At 71.4% G+C, this 17,911-nt stretch carries 21 protein-coding genes; 10 read left to right on the top strand and 11 right to left on the bottom strand.

Going from position 1 to position 17,911, the window contains the following annotated elements; translation table 11 throughout:
• Positions 1–19 precede the first annotated feature (19 nt).
• Both asnB and ACIRHA_RS08605 read left to right on the top strand, forming a co-directional pair.
• The gene (gene asnB / locus ACIRHA_RS08610) at positions 20–1,858 is read left to right on the top strand and encodes an asparagine synthase (glutamine-hydrolyzing) (RefSeq protein ID WP_403841537.1); all 1,839 of its coding nucleotides are present in this window, start codon (positions 20–22) and stop codon (positions 1,856–1,858) included.
• Positions 1,859–1,986: 128 nt separating this feature from the next.
• Positions 1,987–2,376 (top strand): VOC family protein, encoded by a 390-nt coding sequence (locus tag ACIRHA_RS08605; protein ID WP_403841534.1) that lies wholly within the window; start codon positions 1,987–1,989, stop codon positions 2,374–2,376.
• 88 nt (positions 2,377–2,464) lie between these two features.
• On the opposite strand, the gene ACIRHA_RS08600 is transcribed toward ACIRHA_RS08605, so the two are convergent.
• From ACIRHA_RS08600 to ACIRHA_RS08590, 3 genes are all read right to left on the bottom strand, one after another.
• Positions 2,465–2,809, bottom strand: coding sequence for a VOC family protein (locus ACIRHA_RS08600; protein WP_403841531.1), 345 nt, complete (start codon positions 2,807–2,809; stop codon positions 2,465–2,467).
• A 106-nt stretch (positions 2,810–2,915) separates the two neighbouring features.
• Positions 2,916–3,152 carry a hypothetical protein gene (locus ACIRHA_RS08595; protein WP_403841529.1) on the bottom strand — a complete coding sequence of 79 codons (237 nt, stop codon included), beginning with the start codon at positions 3,150–3,152 and terminating at the stop codon, positions 2,916–2,918.
• 74 nt (positions 3,153–3,226) lie between these two features.
• Positions 3,227–3,763 carry an SRPBCC domain-containing protein gene (locus tag ACIRHA_RS08590; protein ID WP_403841527.1) on the bottom strand — a complete coding sequence of 179 codons (537 nt, stop codon included), beginning with the start codon at positions 3,761–3,763 and terminating at the stop codon, positions 3,227–3,229.
• A gap of 147 nt (positions 3,764–3,910) precedes the next feature.
• On the opposite strand from ACIRHA_RS08590, the gene ACIRHA_RS08585 reads away from it, so the two are divergent.
• Together ACIRHA_RS08585 and ACIRHA_RS08580 are read left to right on the top strand one after the other, a co-directional pair.
• Entirely contained in the window at positions 3,911–4,882 is a 972-nt protein-coding gene (locus ACIRHA_RS08585) for a glutathione S-transferase family protein (RefSeq protein ID WP_403841525.1), read from the top strand.
• 37 nt (positions 4,883–4,919) lie between these two features.
• Positions 4,920–6,068, top strand: coding sequence for a dihydrofolate reductase family protein (locus ACIRHA_RS08580; protein WP_403841523.1), 1,149 nt, complete (start codon positions 4,920–4,922; stop codon positions 6,066–6,068).
• On the opposite strand, the gene ACIRHA_RS08575 is transcribed toward ACIRHA_RS08580, so the two are convergent.
• Positions 5,982–6,941, bottom strand: a complete 960-nt coding sequence (locus tag ACIRHA_RS08575; RefSeq protein ID WP_403841520.1) for a DMT family transporter — start codon at positions 6,939–6,941, stop codon at positions 5,982–5,984. The two genes, ACIRHA_RS08580 and ACIRHA_RS08575, sit on opposite strands and share 87 nt — an antisense overlap.
• Positions 6,942–7,036: 95 nt before the next feature.
• Between ACIRHA_RS08575 and ACIRHA_RS08570 the strand changes: the two genes are divergently transcribed.
• Genes ACIRHA_RS08570 through ACIRHA_RS08560 form a run of 3 tightly spaced genes read left to right on the top strand, consistent with a single transcriptional unit; the run spans position 7,037 to position 8,817 of the window.
• Complete coding sequence (locus ACIRHA_RS08570; RefSeq protein WP_403841518.1) at positions 7,037–7,657, top strand: TetR/AcrR family transcriptional regulator; 621 nt, start codon at positions 7,037–7,039, stop codon at positions 7,655–7,657.
• The gene (locus tag ACIRHA_RS08565; protein ID WP_403841516.1) at positions 7,654–8,091 is read left to right on the top strand and encodes a protein-tyrosine phosphatase family protein; all 438 of its coding nucleotides are present in this window, start codon (positions 7,654–7,656) and stop codon (positions 8,089–8,091) included. Before ACIRHA_RS08570 ends, ACIRHA_RS08565 begins: the two co-directional genes overlap by 4 nt.
• A 57-nt stretch (positions 8,092–8,148) precedes the next feature.
• Positions 8,149–8,817 (top strand): DUF4230 domain-containing protein, encoded by a 669-nt coding sequence (locus ACIRHA_RS08560; RefSeq protein ID WP_403841514.1) that lies wholly within the window; start codon positions 8,149–8,151, stop codon positions 8,815–8,817.
• 27 nt (positions 8,818–8,844) lie between these two features.
• Here ACIRHA_RS08560 and ACIRHA_RS08555 read toward each other — a convergent pair whose 3' ends face one another.
• The 4 genes from ACIRHA_RS08555 to ACIRHA_RS08540 all read right to left on the bottom strand — a co-directional run bounded on the left by ACIRHA_RS08555 (position 8,845) and on the right by ACIRHA_RS08540 (position 11,977).
• Positions 8,845–9,603 carry an alpha/beta hydrolase gene (locus ACIRHA_RS08555; protein ID WP_403841512.1) on the bottom strand — a complete coding sequence of 253 codons (759 nt, stop codon included), beginning with the start codon at positions 9,601–9,603 and terminating at the stop codon, positions 8,845–8,847.
• Positions 9,604–9,742: 139 nt separating this feature from the next.
• Positions 9,743–10,618, bottom strand: a complete 876-nt coding sequence (locus ACIRHA_RS08550; protein WP_403841510.1) for a PhzF family phenazine biosynthesis protein — start codon at positions 10,616–10,618, stop codon at positions 9,743–9,745.
• A gap of 109 nt (positions 10,619–10,727) precedes the next feature.
• The gene (locus tag ACIRHA_RS08545) at positions 10,728–11,099 is read right to left on the bottom strand and encodes a hypothetical protein (protein WP_403841507.1); all 372 of its coding nucleotides are present in this window, start codon (positions 11,097–11,099) and stop codon (positions 10,728–10,730) included.
• Positions 11,100–11,173: 74 nt separating this feature from the next.
• A complete protein-coding gene (locus tag ACIRHA_RS08540; protein WP_403841504.1) occupies positions 11,174–11,977 on the bottom strand; it encodes a putative protein N(5)-glutamine methyltransferase in 804 nt (267 codons plus the stop codon).
• 274 nt (positions 11,978–12,251) lie between these two features.
• Here ACIRHA_RS08540 and ACIRHA_RS08535 point away from each other — a divergent pair, with 274 nt between their 5' ends.
• Complete coding sequence (locus ACIRHA_RS08535; RefSeq protein ID WP_403841502.1) at positions 12,252–12,794, top strand: 2OG-Fe(II) oxygenase; 543 nt, start codon at positions 12,252–12,254, stop codon at positions 12,792–12,794.
• A 97-nt stretch (positions 12,795–12,891) separates the two neighbouring features.
• Positions 12,892–13,680, top strand: a complete 789-nt coding sequence (locus ACIRHA_RS08530) for a slipin family protein (protein ID WP_403841500.1) — start codon at positions 12,892–12,894, stop codon at positions 13,678–13,680.
• Between the two features lie 28 nt (positions 13,681–13,708).
• Here ACIRHA_RS08530 and ACIRHA_RS08525 read toward each other — a convergent pair whose 3' ends face one another.
• From ACIRHA_RS08525 to ACIRHA_RS08515, 3 genes are all read right to left on the bottom strand, one after another.
• On the bottom strand, positions 13,709–15,106 hold the full coding sequence (locus ACIRHA_RS08525; RefSeq protein WP_403841497.1) for an MFS transporter: 1,398 nt from the start codon (positions 15,104–15,106) through the stop codon (positions 13,709–13,711).
• Positions 15,107–15,114: 8 nt separating this feature from the next.
• The gene (locus ACIRHA_RS08520) at positions 15,115–15,570 is read right to left on the bottom strand and encodes a MarR family winged helix-turn-helix transcriptional regulator (protein WP_403841494.1); all 456 of its coding nucleotides are present in this window, start codon (positions 15,568–15,570) and stop codon (positions 15,115–15,117) included.
• 111 nt (positions 15,571–15,681) lie between these two features.
• Positions 15,682–16,308 carry a TetR/AcrR family transcriptional regulator gene (locus tag ACIRHA_RS08515; RefSeq protein ID WP_403841491.1) on the bottom strand — a complete coding sequence of 209 codons (627 nt, stop codon included), beginning with the start codon at positions 16,306–16,308 and terminating at the stop codon, positions 15,682–15,684.
• Positions 16,309–16,450: 142 nt separating this feature from the next.
• On the opposite strand from ACIRHA_RS08515, the gene ACIRHA_RS08510 reads away from it, so the two are divergent.
• Positions 16,451–17,896, top strand: coding sequence for a cytochrome P450 (locus ACIRHA_RS08510; RefSeq protein ID WP_403841488.1), 1,446 nt, complete (start codon positions 16,451–16,453; stop codon positions 17,894–17,896).
• Positions 17,897–17,911 lie beyond the last annotated feature (15 nt).

Genomic DNA, 17,911 nt, shown 5'->3' with positions numbered 1-17,911 from the left:
GTTTGCGGGAGGAAGCGTTATGTGTGGCATCACCGGTTGGGTCTCCTTCGACCGTGACCTGCGGGCCTCGGCCGAGACAGTGGATGCGATGACCCAGACCATGGAGTGCCGCGGTCCCGACGACCGCGGCACCTGGATCGAGGGCCCGGCGGCGCTCGGTCACCGCAGGCTCGCCATCATCGACCTGCCGGGCGGCCGGCAGCCCATGACCGTCGAGACACCGGACGGGAACGTCGCCCTGGTGTACTCGGGCGAGACGTACAACTACACGGAGCTCCGCGCCGAACTGGCGGCTCTCGGCCATGAGTTCCGCACGGACTCCGACACCGAGGTGGTGCTGCACGGCTACCTCGAGTGGGGCGAGGACCTGCCCGAGCGGCTCAACGGCATGTACGCGTTCGCCATCTGGGACGGCCGCACCGACAAGCTCGTCATGATCCGCGACCGGATGGGCATCAAGCCCTTCTACTTCTACGAGACCCCGGACGGCGTGCTGTTCGGCTCGGAGCCCAAGGCGATCCTCGCCAACCCGCTCGCCGCGCGCCGTGTCACCCTCGACGGCCTGCGTGAGTTGTTCACGTTCGTGAAGACTCCGGGGCATGCCGTCTGGGACGGGATGAACGAGGTGGTGCCGGGCACCGTCGTCACCGTCGACCGCTCCGGGCTGCGGCAGCGCGCGTACTGGACGCTGGAGACGAAGGCGCACACCGACGACCAGGAAACGACCATCGCCCACGTGCGCGAGCTGCTGGACGACATCGTGCGCCGCCAGCTCGTCTCGGACGTGCCGCGCTGCACGCTCCTGTCGGGCGGCCTCGACTCCTCCGCGATGACGGCGATCGCCGCGAAGCAGCTGGCCGGGCAGGAGACCGTGCGCAGTTTCGCCGTCGACTTCCTCGGCCAGGCCGAGAACTTCATCGCGGACGAGCTGCGCGGCACGCCCGACACCCCCTTCGTGCACGACGTGGCGCGGGCGTCGGAGACCGACCACCAGGACATCGTGCTCGACTCGAACGCGCTCGCCGACCCCGAGGTGCGCGCCCGCGTCATCCGGGCGCGCGACATTCCGGCGGGGTTCGGCGACATGGACGCCTCCCTGTACCTGCTGTTCAAGGCGATCCGCGAGCACTCGACGCTCGCCCTGTCCGGCGAGTCCGCGGACGAGGTCTTCGGCGGCTACCTCCAGTTCTTCGACGAGGAGGCCCGAAGCGCGGAGGCGTTCCCGTGGCTGGTGAGCATGGGCAAGCACATCGGTGACGACTCGGACGTGATCAGGCCCGAGCTCACCAAGCGGCTCGACCTGGAGGGGTACACCGCCGACAGCTACACCGAGGCGGTGCGCGACATCAAGCGCCTGGAGGGCGAGAGCGACTTCGAGTACCGGATGCGCCGCATCTGCTATCTGCACCTGACCCGCTTCGTGCGGGTCCTGCTCGACCGCAAGGACCGGGCGAGCATGGCGGTGGGCCTCGAGGTGCGGGTCCCGTTCTGCGACCACCGGCTCGTCGAGTACGTCTACAACACACCGTGGGCGCTGAAGTCGTTCGACGGGCGCGAGAAGAGCCTGCTGCGCGAGGCGACGGCGGACGTGCTGCCGACGTCGGTGTACGACCGGGTCAAGAGCCCCTACCCGTCGACGCAGGACCCGAAGTACGCGCTCGCGCTGCAGGAGCACGCCAAGGACCTGCTCGCGAAGCCCTCGCACCGGGTCTTCGAGATCGTCGACAGGGACCGGCTCAGTGTCGCCGCCCACCGCGAGACCCCGCAGATCACGCAGGCCTCGCGGCGTGGCCTGGAGCGCACGCTGGACCTGGCGCTCTGGCTCGACATGTACGACCCGGAACTGGTCCTGGACTGACGCCGGGACGGGAAATGGACTGGCCCCGAGCGCGGCACCGTGTCTAAGATCCCCGGCAGCATCGCGTGCCGGTCACCGACCGGGTGAGGCATGGAGGTGCCGGAGTTGCCTTCTGGAGGCAATCCACCATGGCGGTTCAGCTCAATCACACCATCGTCCACTCCCGGGACAACCGGGAGTCCGCCGAGTTCCTCGCGCACATCCTGGGACTCGAAGTGGGCGACGAATGGGGCCCGTTCATCCCGCTCGACCTCAGCAACGGTGTCACCCTGGACTTCGCGACGGTCCCCGCCGGGTCCATCGTCACGCAGCACTACGCCTTCCTCGCCACCGAGGAGGAGTTCGACGGGGTCTTCCGGCGGATCAAGGATGCGGGGCTGACGTACTACGCGGATCCGCACCGCGCGCAGCCGGGCGAGATCAATCACAACGACGGAGGCCGTGGCGTGTACTTCATGGACCCCGCGCACCACGGCATGGAAGTGATCACGCGCCCCTACGGCGGCGGTGACCAGTAAAAGCGGGATCGGGTGGGGCCGTGGCCTTCGGGCCGCGGCCCCACCGCTCGTGGTCGACCCGGCCCCTCGACCCCGTCAGTCGCCCCGGTCAGCTGTCCTGGAGCACGCCGAAGACATTGCCGTCCGCGTCCTTCAGCGACGCGATCCGTCGTCCCGGCCCGACCTCCGTGACGTCCTGGACGATCTCGGCGCCGGACTCGACGAGGGACTTGACCATCCCCTGGATGTCGTCGACGGTCCAGTAACCCACGGGACCGGTCATGCCCTGTTGGTGTCCGCCCGGGTTCAGGCCGAAGTGCTGTCCCGCCACGTCGTAGCCCACGTAGTACGCCTCGTCCGAGGACGGCTCCACGCCGAGCAGTTTGGTGTAGACGGCCTTGGCGGCGGCGAGGTCCCGGACGGGGGCGATGATCGTGTGCTGACCGCTGGTCATGGAGTACTCCTTCACTCGTTACGTGACTCTCGCTGCTACGACACGCGCCACGACGGATGTGTGACGGCTTCCGGGAAGAAGTTCTGGAAGCGTTCCCCGGCCGCGCTCAGCCGGATCTCGTCACGCCCAGGAACAGGAACACCGTTCCGACGGCGAACGCCGCGATGCCGAGGGCACCGAGGACGAGCGCCGTCCGCCTGGCCGGGCGGCAGACCGCCTCGGCATCCTGCTGTCGGACAGAAGCCCCGCACGGGAGCACCGCAAGACCGTAGGTCACCAGTCCCGCGGTACCGACCGTGAGGCCGAGTCCGAGCCACGTCACACTCGCGGACATAAAGGACATGTGTCCGATTTTGCGCCCGTTCGTGGGATCCCGCTATTCAGACGGTGACCGCGCGCACACGCGGTGCGCGCACCTCAGGAGCCCTCGTCCAAGCCGGGCACGGGCGCGCCGGACGGGAAGCCCGCGGCCACGTAGGCGTCGTACAGCTCCTTCCACGGCGGCGTCGCTCCCGTGTGGTCCTCCGACAGGGGCTCGCCGCGGTCTGCCGCGTCGAGGGCCAGCAGGCAGACCTCCCAGCCCGCCGCATTTCGTGCCGCCGCGTCCGCGCTCAGCAGTACGTTCGTGAGCGTCAGGTGCGTGCCTCCGTCACCGCGCTCCTCCAGGTCGTACTGGAGCTCGTCACCTCCCCACGTGAAGGAGAAGTGGCGTGGCGGCTCCGCGGCGACGATCGTGCCCACGGACTCCGGCATGTTCGGGTCGTCGAAGAAGCGGATCGTCTCGCCGGGGCTCAGTTCCCCGGCCTCGAACTTCGAGGGGAACCAGTGCGTGAGGTCGGCCGGGTCGGTGACATAGCGCCAGACGCGGTCGATCGGCTTCTCGTACGTGCGGGTGAACCGGACGCCGGGACGGCCGTCGTCCAGGGTGAGGTAGCTACCGGTCGTGGTCGTCATGCCTGCGCCTTCCTTGCCATGGCGGTCAATGCCCACCCCGAGCCTCTCATCGGCCACTGACAGCCGCCTCCGCCGCGGTGGTACGCGGGCCGTTCCTCGGGCAGGCTCGGGGCGCACGATCGTGTCCGACCCCGGAGGGAGACCCACGTGCCCGGCAACGCCTCGTACGGCAAGAAGGCCTTCAAGCGCTCCCGCAGTCATTTCACCGACCGGATCACCGCCGACGGCCGCGACGGCTGGCCCGTGGAGGCGGGCCGTTACCGGCTCGTCGTAAGCAGGGCCTGCCCCTGGGCGAGCCGCGCCCTGGTGGTGCGGCGCCTCCTGGGCCTGGAGGACGCCCTGTCGCTCGCGGTCACCGACCCGATCCAGGACGACCGCAGTTGGCGCTTCACCCTCGACCCGGACGACCGCGACCCGGTGCTCGGGATCCGCTACCTCAGTGAGGCCTACGACGCGCGGGAGACCGGATATCCGGGCGGCGTCAGCGTGCCGGCGATCGTCGACGTACCGTCCGGGAAGCTCGTCACCAACGACTACCAGCAGCTGACCCTGGACCTGGAGACCGAGTGGACGGCGCTGCACAGGTCCGGCGCGCCGGATCTGTATCCGGAGCCGCTGCGCGACGAGATCGACGAGGTCATGGAGGGCGTCTACCGGGACGTGAACAACGGCGTGTACCGGGCCGGGTTCGCGAGCGAGCAGGACGCGTACGAGGAGGCGTACCGGGACGTGTTCGCGCGGCTCGACACGGTGGCGCAGCGGCTTTCCGGGCAGCGTTACCTCGTCGGCGACACGATCACGGAGGCGGACGTCCGGCTGTTCACGACGCTGGTCCGCTTCGACGCCGTCTACCACGGCCACTTCAAGTGCAACCGCAACAAGCTGGCCGAGGACCCGGTCCTGTGGGCGTACGCGCGGGATCTGTTCCAGACGCCCGGCTTCGGGGACACGGTCGACTTCGACCACATCAAGCGGCACTACTACCAGGTGCACACCGGCATCAACCCCACGCGGATCGTGCCGCTCGGCCCCGACCCGTCCGGCTGGCCGACCCCGCACGGCCGCGAGAAGCTGGGCGGGCGCCCCTTCGGGGACGGCACACCGCCGGAGCCTCGATAGGCTCTGCGCGTACGTTCCGCCCGGTCACGGAGTCGCCATGTCCCGCCCCCACGTGTTGCTGTCCGCCGCGGTCTCGCTCGACGGGTGCCTCGACGACTCCGGTCCCGAGCGGCTGCTGCTGTCCGGCGCGGAGGACTTCGAGCGGGTGGACGCGGTGCGGGCGGCCAGCGACGCGATCCTCGTCGGGGCGGGGACGCTGCGCGCGGACCGGCCCCGGCTGCTGGTCAACTCCCCGCGGCGGCGCGCGAAGCGGGTCGAGGACGGGCGGCCCGCCTACCCGTTGAAGGTGGCGGTCACCGCGTCGGGGGACCTGGATCCGGGTGACCCGTTCTGGACGACGGGTGGCGAACGCCTCGTCTACACGACCGAGTCCGGCTCCCGGCTCGCGCGCACGCGCGTGGGCGGCGCGGCGGACGTCGTGGAGCTGGGCCTGCATCTCGACTGGGCGGCGCTCCTCGACGACCTCGCCACGCGGGGTGTGCGGCGGCTGCTCGTCGAGGGCGGCGCGCGCGTGCACACGCAGCTGCTGCAACTGGGGCTCGCGGACGAACTACGGCTCGCCATCGCCCCGTTGGTGGTGGGTGAGCCGGGCGCGCCGCGCCTGTTCGGGCCCGGCTCCTATCCCGGCGGGCCGCGCAGCCGGATGCGGGTGCTCGGCTCGGAGCGGGTCGGGGACGTGATCGTCACCCGGTACGCGCCGACCGTCCCCGGCGCCGCGGAAGCGGCCACCGCGGCGGACCGGCACTGGCTGCGGCTGGCCTGCGAACTGGCCGCCGAGTGCCCGCCGTCGCGGACCGCGTTCAGCGTCGGCGCCGTGGTCGTCGCGGACGACGGAACGGAGCTGGCGCGCGGCTACTCGCGCGAGGGCGAGGACCCGGTGGTGCACGCCGAGGAGTCCGCGCTCGGAAAGCTAGCCGCCGACGACCCGCGCCTCGCCACGGCCACCGTCTACAGCAGCCTGGAGCCGTGCGCCCACCGGGCCTCGCGGCCGAAGCCGTGCGCCCGGCTCATCGTCGACGCGGGGGTGCGCCGCGTGGTGACGGCGTGGCGGGAGCCGGACACGTTCGTGCCCGGCGCCGACGGGATCGGAGTGCTCGCGTCAGCGGGCGTCACCGTGGTGGAGGTCCCGGAGCTGGCCGACGCGGCGGTGCTCCCCAACCGCCACCTTGTCAGCACCACTTCGTAGCGGGTACGCGCGCGTGCCGAGCCGCACGACCACGACGGCCGCGAGACCGAGGACGAGCCCCAGCGCGGTGCGCACCCCGAAGGGCTCGCCGAACATCAGCGCGCCCCACACGGCGGTGACGGGTGCCATGAGGAACATCAGCGTATTGACCTGGGTGAGGCCGCCACGGCGCAGCACGATCCAGTAGAGGCCGTAGCCGCCGAACGTCGACAGGCCGACGAGCCAGGCGATCGACAGCCAGAAGGACGGCGCGGCGGGCGGCGCGGCCCTGCCGAGCGCGACGGCGAGGCCCGTGAAGACGACGGCGCTCGTGGCGCAGTGCACGGTGAGCGCGACCAGCGGCTCGACCCGGGTGCGCGAGCGGCTCTCCACAAAGGTGGCCGCGACCAGCGACAGCATGCCGAGGAACGGGACGCCGTAGGCCCACCACGGGACACCGGAGACGGCGCCCGCGTCGGCCGTGGTGACGACGACGACCCCGGCAAGGCCCAGGCACAGACCGAGCCACTGCCGCGCGGTGACGTACTGCCGCAGCAGGGGCCCGGCCAGGGCGCCTGCAACCAGGGGCTGGGTGCCGTCGATGAGGGCGGTCGTGCCGCTGGAGACGCCGAGCTGGATGGCGTAGTAGACGGTCAGGAGGTAGCCGCTCTGCGAGAGGGCGCCGACGACGACCTGCCGCCCGATCGTGCGCCCGCCGAGCCCGCGCCACCGCTTCCTGCCCGCCACCAGCGCGACGGCGCCCAGGGCCGGCGCCAGCGGCAGGAACCGCCACATCAGCGTGGTCACGGCGCTCGCGTCGTCGGCGCCGAGCTTGGCTCCGATGAAGCCGGAGCTCCAGGTCAGGACGAATCCGATGGACAAAAGGACGTTCATGGCGCGGCCACCGCCTCACATGATCGACTTCAACGGCAGAGGTATACAGATCGGTATACCTGACACCACTATACAGATCGGTATACCCTTGAGGCATGCATACGACGACGAACCCCGCCCCGCCGGCCGTCGACCCGGACCGGCCCGACCTCACACCGGCCGCGCGCAAGGTCCTGGAGACCGCCTCGCGGCTGTTCTACGAGCGCGGCATCCACGCCGTCGGCGTCGACCTGATCGCGGCGGAGTCGGGCGTCACGAAGAAGACGCTCTACGATCGCTTCGGCTCCAAGGAGCAGATCGTCGTCGACTACCTGGCGACCCGCGACGCCCGCTGGCGCGCCTACCTCGCCCATCACCACGAGGACGCCGAACTCTCGCCCACCGACCGGGTGCTGGCCGTCTTCGACGCCTCCGAGGAGTGGATGCGCGACAACAGCGGCAAGGGCTGCAGCATGGTCAACGCGCACGCGGAGATCAGCGACCCCGCGCACCCCGCGTACGCGGTGATCACCGGTCAGAAGCGGTGGATGCTGGAGCTTTTCACCCGGCTCGCGTCGGACGTGGCGCCGGACTCCGCAAGGGAGTTGGGGCGTTCCCTGATGCTGCTGCACGAGGGCGCCCTGGTCTCGGACGGCCTGGATGTGTTCCCGGACGCCTTCGGACGGGCGCGCAGGATGGCGGCGTTCCTGCTGTCGTCGGCGAAGGACGCGCGGTGACGGCCGAGACGTGGGAGGCCGGGGCGCCTGGCGTGCTGCGGCTGCCATCGGGGCTGCTCGTACGCGGCAGGGGGCTGCGCGATCCGCTGCCCGCCGGTCCCCCGCCCACGTACGGCATCTACCTCCTGGGCGCTGAACCCCCGCCCACGGACTGGGAGTCGACGTGGCTGCGCTGGCCCGACTTCCGCCTGCCCGCCGACCGTGCACGCGCGCGTGCCGTACTCGCCGAGGCGTGGCGGCGGTGCGCACACGAGCGGGTGGAAGTGGCGTGCGCAGGCGGCCGCGGTCGTACGGGGACGGCGCTCGCGTGTCTAGCGGTGCTGGACGGAGTACCGGCGGGCGGGGCCGTCAGCTACGTACGCGAGCACTACGCGCGTGGGGCGGTTGAGACGCCGTGGCAGAAGCGGTACGTACGGCGGTTCGCGGATTCCTGAAAAGGGCATGATCAGCGCTCCCCGTGGCATTTGGTAGTCATGGGAAGGAGGTCCCCCATGACGCCGAGGACCGCACTGCCCCGGTGGGCGCGGGCCGCGCGACTCCCCCTGTGGACGAAGGCCGCACTCGTGCTGTTCGTCTTGCTCGCGGTCGTGCTCGCCGGGCTGAGCATGGTGCACCGGCTCTCCGACGTGTTCGGCACCGAGACGCACGACCGCTCGGGACCCGCACTGCTCAAGTCCGTGCGGGACATGAGCCGTTACGACGCCGCGGCCGGGAACTACCAGGTGGTGGTCGACCTGGACAAGGACTCCAAGTACCTGCCGGACGCCATCCAGGGCACGCGCACGCTGTACATCGGCGCGGGCACGGTCAACGCGTACGTGAACCTGGGCAAGCTCGGCCCAGGCGATGTGCGGGTGAACGACAAGCGCACGTCCGCGACGCTGCGCCTGCCGCACGCCCGGCTCGCCTCGCCCACGCTCGACACGGACCGCTCGTACGCCGTGGCGAAGCAGCGCGGTCTGCTCGACCGGCTCGGCGACCTCTTCTCCGACAACCCGGGCGACGAGCGGGCAGTACGCCAACTCGCCGCCCGGCACATCGGGGAGGCCGCACGGGACAGCAACCTCACGGGCCGCGCCGAGCGCAACACGACGGACATGCTGCGCGGACTGCTGCGGTCCTTGGGCTTCCGAGACGTGCACGTCTCCTACGGGACGTGACGAGGCCCTGTCGCTCGCGGACAGGCCCTAGCTCAGATGCCGGGCGTAGAACCGGGCCGCGTCCTCCCCCGCGGACTGCGGGACGCCTGTGTGCCCGCCCATGTTGGCAAGCAGCGTCTTCTCCTTGGAGCCGAAGGCGTCGAACAGGTCCAGGGCCGCCTGCCGGTCGTTGCCCTCGTCGTCCCACTGCAGCAGGACGTGCAGCGGAATGGTGACCTGGCGGGCCTCTTCGAGGATGGCGCGGGGCACGAAGCTCCCGGCGAAGAGGCCTGCGGCCACGATGCGCGGCTCGGCCACCGCGAGGCGGACGCCGATGGAGATCACTCCGCCCGAGTACGCGACCGGGCCGCCGATCTCGGGCAGCGCGAGCAGAGCGTCCAGCGCGGCCCGCCATTCCGGAACCGCCCGCTCGACGAGCGGGAGGACGACGGCGTCGATGATCTCGTCGCCGACCGGCTCGCCGGCCTGCAAGGTCCGGCGCAGGTCGGCGCGTGCCTGGTCGAGGGCGGGAAGCCGGGGCCGGTCACCGCTCCCGGGGAGCTCGATGGTCGCGGCGGCGAAACCCTGCGCCGCCGCGCTCCGGGCCCGGCCCACGAGCCGGGGGTACATCTTGTGCAGCCCGAGCGCGGGGTGGCCCAGCAGGATCAGCGGGACCGGTGTGGACGCCGACGCGGATGCGGGCGTCCACAGGAGGCCGGGGATGTCACCGAGGGTGAATTCGCGCTCGAGGACACCGTCGTCGAGGCCTTGTTCAGCGGTGAGGTGTCTTTCAGAAGTGAAGTGCACGGTCGTGCCTTTCGGGAGAGCTCGGATACGGCGCTCCCGGACGACGACCTATCGCCCGACCGTGACCCCGAAGGGGAGCACCCATGTCGATTCGTTCACGGGTACCACCTCCTCGTTCTCTCGCACGGCCTGCGAAAGATTAGCACTGGAGGCGGACGGCGGCCCCGGACACCCGTACCCGCCGGTCCCCCGCCCGCAGGTCGACCTCCAGCAGCGACGGGCGGCCCATGTCGTGGCCCTGGTGCAGCGTCAGGTGCGCGTCGTCGGGGACGAGGCCCAGTTCGCGGGCGTACGCGCCGAAGGCGGCGGCCGCCGCGCCCGTGGCGGCGTCCTCCACGACGCCGCCGACCGGGAACGGATCGCGCACATGGAAGGTGCTCGCGTTCTCGCGCCACACCAGTTGCACGGTCGTCAGGTCGAGCCGGCGCATGAGGGTCAGCAGGGCGTCGAAGTCGTAGTCGAGATCGGCCAGCCGGTCACGGGTGGCGGCCGCGAGGACCAGGTGGCGCACGCCCGCGAAGGCGATCCTCGGCGGCAGGCCGGGGTCCAGTTCGCCGGCCTGCCAGCCCAGCGCGGCGAGCGCCTGCTCCACGTCCTCCCGGGCCACCTCGTGCACGCGTGGTTCCACGCTGGTGAGGGTGGCCTTGAGGACGCCGTCCTCGCGGTGGACGGCGACCGGCACGCGGCCCGCGGCGGTGTGGAACTCGAAGTCCCCCGTGCCGAATTGCTCGCCGAGTGCCACCGCGGCGGCGACGGTGGCGTGGCCGCAGAAGTCGACCTCGGCCTTGGGGCTGAAGTACCGCAGCGTGAAGGACCGCTTGTCCTGCGGGTCGCGTCCCGGCGTCAGGAACGCGGACTCCGAGTAGCCGAGGTCTGCGGCGATCCCCACCATCTCGTGGTCGCCGAGCCCGGCCGCGTCGAGCACGACGCCGGCGCCGTTGCCGCCGTCCGGGCTCGTCGAGAACGCGGTGTAGTGCAGCACTGCGGAGGCCGGGGTCGGCGCGGTGTTCGTCATGGAGGCAGAGTCTTTCACGCGGGCGGTGCGGTCCTGGGCAGGGTCTTCCAGCCGAACGCCCGCTGCCCCACGCCGAATTCCCGGTCGGTGCCGCGTGGTCGTCCCCCGGTCAGTGCCGTGTCGTCAGGCGCAGATGCAGCTCCTGTTCCTGGTCGCCGGAGGCGGCGGTCTCCTCGGTGACGGTGAACGCGGATGTCAGCGCCGCGCACACGCGGTCCAGCGCTTCGTGGCCCCCCTGGAGATCCGCGGAGACCGTCTCGGACAAGGACCCCGCCTCGCCGGGCGCGTGATCGGACGCGGCGTCCACCGTGGCGAGCCAGACCGTCGCGTCGCCGTCGGGGCGCTCGGATGGCGCGCGGTCCGAGGGGAAGGCCGTGGACAGCACGCGCAGGACCGTGTCGGCGTCCTGTGGCGTGCAGTCGCTGAGGGCGACGCCCACCACTGTGGGGGCGTAGCCGTGGACGGGAGTCGTGTCGGTCATGGTGGCTGCTCCCTCTGCGTCGCCGGTGTCCGGATCTTGCGGGTACCGGCGACGCGTCGGGTCAAACCCCGAGGTCAGGAGATGCGTGTACCGACGACGATCGTGGCGTACAGGTCCTCGTTCGTGACCACGCGTGCGTGCAGGCCCGCCGAGCGGACGGCGGCCTGTGCCGCGGCGGCCTGGCGCTCGCTCGTCTCGACGAAGAGGTGCCCACCGGGCGCGAGCCAGTCCGGGGCCTCGCCCGCGACCCTGCGCAGCACATCGAGGCCGTCGTGCCCGCCGTCGAGGGCGAGGCGCCGCTCGTGGTCGCGCGCCTCGGGCGGCAGCAGCGGGACGTCGCCGGTGGGGACGTAGGGCCCGTTCGCCACCAGGGTGTCGACGCGGCCCCTGAGGTCGGCGGGCAGCGGTGCGTACAGGTCGCCTTCGTGGACGTCGCCGCCGAGCGGGGCGAGATTGCGGCGGGCGCAGCGCACGGCCGCGGGGTCGAGGTCGGCCGCGTGCAGCCGGGCCGGGCGGCGGGCGGCCAGGACGGCGGCCACGGCGCCCGTGCCGCAGCACAGGTCGACGACGACGGCGCCGGGCGGCGTGTGGGTGCGGGCTTGCCGGGCCAGGAACTCGGTGCGGCGGCGCGGCACGAAGACGTTCGGGTCGACGGCGACCCGCAGCCCGCAGAATTCGGCCCAGCCGACGACGTGTTCCAGGGGCAGACCGCTCGCGCGGCGCTCGACCAGGGCGGCCAGTTCGGCGGCGTCGCGGGCGGTGGACAGCAGGATGCGCGCCTCGTCCTCGGCGAAGACGCAGCCGGCGGCGCGCAGGGACTCGACCACGGACGTGGAATCGAGCGGAAGGGGTGAGTCGGTCGACGGGGAAAGCGGCATTTAGGGGTGGCCTCTCGGGATGCCGAGGGGGCTCCCGGTCACCGGACGGCCGCGGATTCGCTCAGCGCGAGCGGGCGGCGCGTACGGCGCGAGAAGGGAGCTCCCGACCTGACACAACGGTGATCGGACTCACCTCCTCGTTCCCTCGCGGTGCTGCACGGAGCGGACACATTACCGCACCGAACACCGCGTCCGATTGCCGCCAGTATGCCGTGCCGGAGCGGACGAGGCTGGGGTTCTGGCCGCTACCGCCCACCTGGGGAGATGCACAGCGATGACCCGCACCACCACCGCCCCGCAGGCCCGCGTGGAGGCCCTCGACTGGGCCGCATTGAGTACCGAGCTCGACGCGTTCGGCCATGCCCTCACCCCTCGACCGGTGCTCACCGCCGAGGAGTGCCGGTCCGTCGCCGCGCTCTACGACGACGTGCACCGGTTCCGGTCGACGATCGACATGGAGCGCTACCGGTTCGGCCGTGGCCAGTACCGATACTTCGATCACCCGCTGCCCGCGCTCGTACAGGAGCTGCGCGCGGCGTTCTATCCGAGGCTCCCGCTGCAGGTCGTGATCGGCCTGGACGAGCCGGGCGGCGACTTCACCGGCGGCGAGTTCCTGATGACGGAGCAGCGGGCGCGCGCCCAGTCCCGCGGCTACTCGACCACGTTGCTCCAGGGGCACGTCCTGGTGTTCACGACGCGTGACCGGCCGGTGCGCTCGGTACGCGGCTGGTCGAAGGGCCCGATGCGGCACGGCGTGAGCACGGTCCGCTCGGGGCGGCGCCACACGCTGGGGCTCGTCTTCCACGACGCGGAATGAGCCGTGGTCCCGTGGACCGTACGTACCCCTCGACTGCACCAGCACACCGGGCATATCGTTGACTATGCGGAGGACTCGGACACCTGGGGGTGTCGTCATGGTCCAGGAACTCACGATCGCGGGCGTGGCGCTGCTCTGCGTCCTGCTGGTGTACGCGGCGGCCGCGGCCCGCGTGGTGAAGCAGTACGAGCGCGGCGTCGTGTTCCGTCTCGGGCGGCTGGCCGGGAGCGTGCGTGAGCCGGGGTTCACGATGGTCGTGCCGTTCGTGGACCGGCTCCGTAAGGTCAACATGCAGATCGTGACGATGCCGGTGCCCGCACAGGACGGCATCACGCGGGACAACGTGACGGTGCGGGTGGACGCCGTCATCTATTTCAAGGTCGTCGACGCGGCGAACGCGCTGGTCCAGGTCGAGGACTACCAGTTCGCCGTCTCCCAGATGGCGCAGACGTCGCTGCGCTCCATCATCGGCAAGAGCGACCTCGACGATCTGCTCTCCAACCGCGAGAAGCTCAACCAGGGCCTGGAGTTGATGATCGACAGCCCGGCCGTGGGCTGGGGCGTGCAGATCGACCGGGTCGAGATCAAGGACGTGTCGCTGCCCGAGTCGATGAAGCGCTCGATGGCCCGGCAGGCCGAGGCCGACCGTGAGCGCAGGGCCCGTGTCATCAACGCCGACGCCGAGCTGCAGGCCTCGAAGAAACTCGCCGAGGCGGCCAAGGAGATGTCCACGCAGCCGGCCGCCCTGCAACTGCGGCTGTTGCAGACCGTGGTGGCGGTCGCGGCCGAGAAGAACTCCACGCTGGTGCTGCCCTTCCCGGTCGAGCTGCTGCGCTTCCTGGAACGCGCGCAACCGCAGCAGACCCCACAGCCACCCGCTTCCTGAACCAGCTCAGGAGCGCATTATTGCGTGCTCAACTCCTGCGCAGCGCCCGGTCCGTCACGGTGAGGACCGCCAGGAGGACACCGAGGACGACGGAGACGCCGGCCATCAGGTGCAGGCCGCCGTCGCTGGCGCGCTGCCCGTACGCGAGGGCGATCAGGCTCGACGCGGTGATGGCGCCGATGTACTGGGCAGTGCGCTGGAGCCCCGCGGCGGAGCCGATGTCGGCGGCGGGGGCGTGCTCCTGTACGGCGGCCTGGTTGCAGGTGCCGACGAACCCCTGCGGGATGCCGAAGCACGCGCCCGCGAGCAGCAGCAGCGCCAGCGGGGTGTCGCCGTCGAGGAACACGAGCAGCCCCGCGCCCGCGGTGAGCAGGACGCACGCGGTGATGAGCGGGGCGCGGATGCCCTTGGTGCGGGCACCGAGCAGGGAGCACGCCATCGCCGTGAGCGACATCGGCAGCATCAGGAGGCCGGTGTAACCGGAGGAGAAGCCGCGCCCCTCCTCCAGCCACTGGGTGAAGCCGTACATCACGCAGTAGATGAGCAGATAGCTCAGGCCGTGCCGGAGGTAGGTGCGGGCCAGCGGGCCGTTCTCGGCGAGCATGCGCATGTCGATGAACGGCGCCCTGCTGCGCAGCTGCCACCACACCAGCACACCGCTGAGCGCGGCGAAGGGCGCGAGCAGCCACCACATGGGGTCGGACAGATCGAGCAGGAAGAACACGAGAACCGTCAGGGCCGTGGTGAACAGACCGATCCCGAGAGGGTCGAGGGCCGCGCGCGGTGCCGGTTCACCGTCCGTGTTGCGTGCAGGGTCGCGCGGGATCCACAGCAGGGCGGCGGCGAACGCGATGGCCGCCACCGGCACGTTGACTGCGAAGATGCCGCGCCAGCCGACGACCATGACGAGCACCCCGCCCAGCGTCGGCCCGACCGCGGCGCTGCCGAGCGCCGCGAAGGAGAGACGGGCCATGACGGGGCGCGGCGGGCGGCGGCCCACCCGGCGGCCCTCGTCACGCAGCACGGCCATCGCGGCCGGGTAGGCGGCGGAGGTGCCGATGCCGAGGAGCAGCCGGGAGACGATGAGCCAGCTGAAGGCGGGGGCGAGCGCGCCGACGATCCCGGAGACGCACACGACGACGAGTCCCGCGAGGAACACGCGGCGCGGCCCGAGGGTGTCGGCGAGCTTGCCGAGCACGGGCTGGGCGACGGCGCTCGCCAGGTAGAGGACGGAGATCAGCCAGGCCGTGTCGGCGGCGCCGATCCCGAAGTCGTGCCCGATGGCCACCAGAGCGGTGGAGATCATCGTGGTGTTGAGCGGGTTGAGCAGCGAACCGAGGAGCAGGGGCGCGGTGAGCCGGGCCCTGAACCCCTCCTGCAGCGCGGGAGCCGCGCCTCCGCCGGTGACGACGGCTTGATCTCCCACGCCTTGTGTCACTTGCGCACCAGCCGTTCGAGGAGCGCGGTGGCCTCGGCGAGGGTGCGTCGCTCGTCGGCGTCGAGTTCTTCGGTGAGCGCCTGGGTGAGCCAGCCGTGCTTGGCGGCCCGGACGGCGTCCAGGGTGGCGCGGCCGCTGTCGGTGATCGACACGACGGACTGCCGACCGTCGTTCGGGTCCGGCTCGCGGGCCACGAAGCCCTGATCCTCCAGGGCGCCGAGCGTGAGCCGCATGGACTGCGGCCGTACGTACTCGCCGCGCGCGAGCGCCGCGGTCGTGTCGGGCCCCTCGGACTCCAGGCGGGCGAGGACGGTGCGCTGGGTAGGGGTGAGCAGGCTGTCCGGCGACGCGGTGCGCAGTCGGCGCGAGAGCCGGCCGACGACGGTGGCGAGGTCGGTGGCGACCTGCTCGGTGGGCGGCTCGTCCCCTGCGGCTGACTGCGTTCCTGACATGCCGCCACCGTACGAGGTAGACAGGAAGCCTTGCAAGTTACCCTTATGACCCCCGAGGGTGCGCATCCGCGGGGCCGGCCCGCGTGGGAGCAGGTACGGGCCCCGCACCCGTCACAGGCCGATCGCCCCCACCAGCGCCCGCGCGCACAGGTCCCGCACCTGTTCCCGCGTGAGTTCGGAGGCGTCGAGCCAGTCGAGGCAGACCGCGACGAGGAACGCGAGCCAGCCGCGCACCGCGAGCCGCAGCACGTCCGGAGCGGGGAGGTTGTCGGCGATGCGCGGGTCCGCCGCGAGGGCGGCCATGATCTGCTCCTCGTGCGCGGCGAGCCCCTCCTGGTACGCGGCCCGCACGGCCGGGTCGCCCGCCGCCTCCGCACGATGGAAGGCGCGGAAGCCGTGCGCGTGCGTGGCGACGTACTCGAGGAAGGTGTCGAGGCCCGTGCCGAGCTGGTCGCGGACGGGGATGCCGGGCACGGCGGCCGTCAGGCGCAGCATGCGCTGGCTCTCGCGCTGCACGACGGCGGCGAAGAAGTCCCGTTTGTTCGGGAAGTAGTGGTACAGCAGCCCGCGCGAGACGCCGGCGATCTCCGCGACCTCTTCGATCCATACGTCACCGTAGGGGGCCTGAGCGAACAGCCTGGCGCCCACGGCGAGCAGCTGCTCGCGGCGTTCGTGCGTGCTGAGTCTGCGCCGGGTGCGTTCCGCCGGCGCCGACACTCCCCCTCGCTCCCTGTTCATGGGGCGCACCCTACTGGACACACCGCCGCTTACTTGACGTGAGTTCAATAACAGGATCAGACTGTGCCGCGTTATTGAATCCACGTCTAACAGTGTGCGCGAGGTGCTCCAACGGGGCATCGACGCAAGGGAGATGGGCACGATGGCGCAGGTGACACAGGCCGCGGGACCCCCGCTGCCGCGAGGATTTCGCAGTGCCGAGCAGGGCTGGCCGCGCCTGGACCGCATCCCGCGTCCGTCCCGCCGGGTCCCGTTCATCGGCGATGTGGTCGGCGCGAACGTCCGCTCCCCGTTGCAGGATTCGATGAAGCTCGCCGCCGAACTCGGGCCGATCTTCCGGCGCAAGGGGTTCGGCAAGGAGATCGTGTTCGTCGCGGGCGCGGACCTCGCGGCGGAGCTGGCCGACGAGTCGCGGTTCGCCAAGCACGTCGGGCTCGGCGTCGCGAATCTGCGTCCGATGGCAGGCGACGGCCTGTTCACCGCGTACAACCACGAGCCCAACTGGCAGCTCGCGCACGACATCCTGGCCCCGGGCTTCAGCCGCGACGCGATGGCGGGCTACCACCCGCTGATGCTGGACGTGGCGGGGCAGCTGATGGCCTCCTGGGACGCGAGCGAGGCCGCGGGCCGCACGGTGGACGTGCCCGCCGACATGACCAAGCTGACCCTGGAGACGATCTCCCGGACCGGGTTCGGGCACGACTTCGGATCGTTCGAGCGCGAGCGCCCGCATCCGTTCGTCACAGCCATGGTCGGCGCCCTGACCTTCGCACAGCGCCGCAACGTGGTGCCTCCGCTCCTGTCGTCCGTGCTGCTGCGCGGCGCCGAGCAGCGCAACGCGGCGGACCGCGCGTATCTCAACAGCACGGTCGACGAGGTGATCGCGGCGCGCCGCGCCTCCGACGGCGGGCCCGGCGACCTCCTCGACCGGATGCTGGAGGTGACACATCCGGAGACCGGCGAGCGGCTGTCACCGGAGAACATCCGCCGCCAGGTCATCACGTTCCTGGTGGCCGGGCACGAGACGACGTCGGGCGCGCTCTCCTTCGCGCTGCACTACCTCGCCCAGAACCCCGAGATCCTCGCCAAGGCGCGCGACGAGGTCGACCGTGTCTGGGGCGACGTCGATGTGCCCGCGTACGAGCAGGTCGCCAAGTTGCGTTATCTGCGGCGGGTGTTGGACGAGTCGCTGCGGCTGTGGCCGACGGCGCCGGCGTTCGCGCGCGAGGCGCTCGCGGACACGACGCTCGGGGGCACGCATCCGATGCGGCGCGGCGCGTGGGCGCTGGTCCTGACGACGATGCTGCACCGTGACACGGCCGCGTGGGGCGAGAACCCGGAAGCCTTCGACCCGGAGCGGTTCACGCCGCAGGCGGTCCGCGCCCGGCCCGGCCACGTCTTCAAGCCGTTCGGCACCGGCGCCCGCGCCTGCATCGGCCGCCAGTTCGCGCTGCACGAGGCCACGCTGGTGCTCGGCCTGCTGCTGCGCCGCTACGATCTGCGGCCCGAGCCCGACTACCGGCTCGCGATCACGGAGCGGCTGACGCTGATGCCGCGCGGCCTGCGGCTGCAGCTGACCCGCAGGTGAGCCACCGGGGGCTCC

Origin of the sequence: Streptomyces sp. NPDC102360 (genome assembly GCF_044766085.1) — a bacterium.
In the GTDB taxonomy this organism is placed as follows: domain Bacteria; phylum Actinomycetota; class Actinomycetes; order Streptomycetales; family Streptomycetaceae; genus Streptomyces.
This window is presented reverse-complemented; position numbering and strand designations above follow the sequence as displayed.